Annotated in this window: 3 protein-coding genes; all 3 read right to left on the bottom strand. The window is 30.1% G+C overall.

Going from position 1 to position 2,168, the window contains the following annotated elements; all coding sequences use genetic code 11:
- Positions 1-207: 207 nt before the first annotated feature.
- Positions 208-507 (bottom strand): helix-turn-helix domain-containing protein, encoded by a 300-nt coding sequence (locus WA340_RS12650; RefSeq protein WP_336129346.1) that lies wholly within the window; start codon positions 505-507, stop codon positions 208-210.
- Entirely contained in the window at positions 500-847 is a 348-nt protein-coding gene (locus WA340_RS12645) for a type II toxin-antitoxin system RelE/ParE family toxin (protein WP_336129345.1), read from the bottom strand. Before WA340_RS12645 ends, WA340_RS12650 begins: the two co-directional genes overlap by 8 nt.
- A 210-nt stretch (positions 848-1,057) precedes the next feature.
- A complete protein-coding gene (locus WA340_RS12640) occupies positions 1,058-2,002 on the bottom strand; it encodes a hypothetical protein (protein ID WP_336129344.1) in 945 nt (314 codons plus the stop codon).
- Between the last annotated feature and the right edge of the window lie 166 nt (positions 2,003-2,168).

The following is a 2,168-nucleotide window of genomic DNA, read 5'->3' as shown; positions in this document are numbered from 1 at the left end:
ACTATTAAAAAGACAATTGCTCCAATTAAGTTTTCCATTCAGTTTCTTGGGTTGTCAAATTACCTACAACGGTCTCGGCTATGAGTAGTTGCGTGGTTTAGCACTTAACTTTGCAAGTACACACCATACTGAAAATCCGCGAGGATTTTCAGAAGTAGGCGAGAACAAGCAATTACTTATAGCCATTGTTGGCGTGTCGTTATTTTTTTAGAGAAATGTTAATCCAATTCGTTTATTCAATCCTTGTTCAAAAATTCGGATTAAGGTCGAGAGTTGAATATTTCCTTTAGCATTCTCTAATTTAGAAATATAACTTTTTTTCGTTCCAGTTTTTTCGGCTAACTGCTCTTGTGTCATTTTCGCTTCTTTTCGTGCATCTTTTAGCATTTCGGAAATAATAAACATTTGAGCATTTTCCTCATATTTATTTCTGCGTTCAGTTCCGATTTTTCCGTACTCAACTTCAATCAGTTGCTCGAAATCCGTTATGTTTTTATATTTATCCATTTCCTTTGTCTTTTTGTTCAAAATACGATTTCATTAATTTTTTAGCCTTTTCGAGTTCCTTTTTCGGTGTTTTTTGAGTTTTCTTTTGGAAACCATTGAAAAGCACTACTAATTGATCTTTGTCAAAACAGCAAAATATTCGGTAAATATTTGATTGGTATTCAATTCGGATTTCATAAAGTCCGTTTGTTCCCGTCAAATGTTTTAGAAACTTTTCAGGCACTCTTTCCACTTGTTTAAGTAGTTCAAATGCGTATTGAATCTTTCCTTTTACTTTAGTGTTTTGTTTTTGATAAAATTCAATGAAGTGTGTTTCAAAGAATATTATTTTTCTAATCATACTACAAAGTTAACTTAAAAGATAACTTTTTCCAAATTATAAAGTATTTTTTTTAGGTTCCGCTTTAATGCACGCCAACGGTCTCGGCTATGAGTAGTTGCGTGTGTTAGCACTTAACTTTGCAAGTACACACCAAACTGAAAATCCGCGAGGATTTTCAGAAGTAGGCGAGAACGAGCAATTACTTATAGCCATTGTTGTAAGCAGTTTTTATTTAAAGTATTCATATTCGTATTTAAAAGTCAATTTATTATCTCCATTAACTTTCTCTATTTTTTTTGGCAATGAATTATCATAGAAAAAATTCAGTACTGTTGTTCCATTTCTGTCTTCTATTGTTTTAGTTTTTACCAATCCATTAGCTCCGTACTCGAAATATTCAGATTTTGTGTAATATTTTGTCTCAAGTACTTGATTATTTTCATTGTATTTTCGAGTTGAGATAGTTTCTAAATTATTTGGATTAAAGTTCTCAATTCTATTTCCCTTTTCGTCTGTTTTATAAGCAGAATACTCTTCCTCGCTCAACTTTATTCCTTTAAAATATTTGATTTCCCTCGTTCCTCCTTTTTTTAATTTTGGATTATAGTAATATTTAAATTCTGAATAAAGTCCATTGTCATTATATCTCAATTCTCTATCGTAAGATTTATCTTTATTTAGGAATGTAACACTACTTAATTCCCATTCCTTTTTTTCGTTATAATCAGAATTTATTGTAATATTTTCATCTTTCAATTCGATTGTTCTTCTCTTTGGAATTGTATCTCCTATTTCAAATTCAGTTTTATATGGTCCATCAAATTTGTATTCATAACCATATTTAAAATCTCCGTTTGGTGTAAAAAAGGAAATTTTAGTTAGCCTGTTTTGTTTGTCAAACTCAAACTTTGTTTTGCTAATAACTTTGTTAGATTTGTCCGTAGCTTCTATTATGTTACCTTCTTTGTCAAAAATCAAATCTGTTACCAATTCTTTTTCCTCATAAAATTTGATTCTCTTAATCTTGTTTTCAGTCGCAATTTTTTTAAAGGATTCATTATTGTTTCTTTCATAATCTGGAACATTTAATGTTATGACAAAATTTTGTCTTGATTCAGATTGTCCGAAACAAAAATTTGAAATTAAAATAAGTAAGATTAAATACTTTTTCATTGGTTTTGGTCAAATTGCTTACAACGTTAGCGTATAAATTTCAGTTGCGGAAAATCGGCACGATTTTCCGATTGAAACTGAAAGATAGAAAATTGCAATGAATTTCCGTAGGAAATTCAGCCGCAATTGAATTTATACATTGTTGGTTGCAGTTATAATTAAGTTA

Origin of the sequence: Mesoflavibacter sp. CH_XMU1422-2 (assembly GCF_037029245.1) — a bacterium.
Classification (GTDB): Bacteria; Bacteroidota; Bacteroidia; order Flavobacteriales; family Flavobacteriaceae; genus Mesoflavibacter; species Mesoflavibacter zeaxanthinifaciens.
The sequence above is the reverse complement of the archived record's forward strand: the minus strand, read 5'-3'. Positions and strand labels throughout refer to the sequence as shown.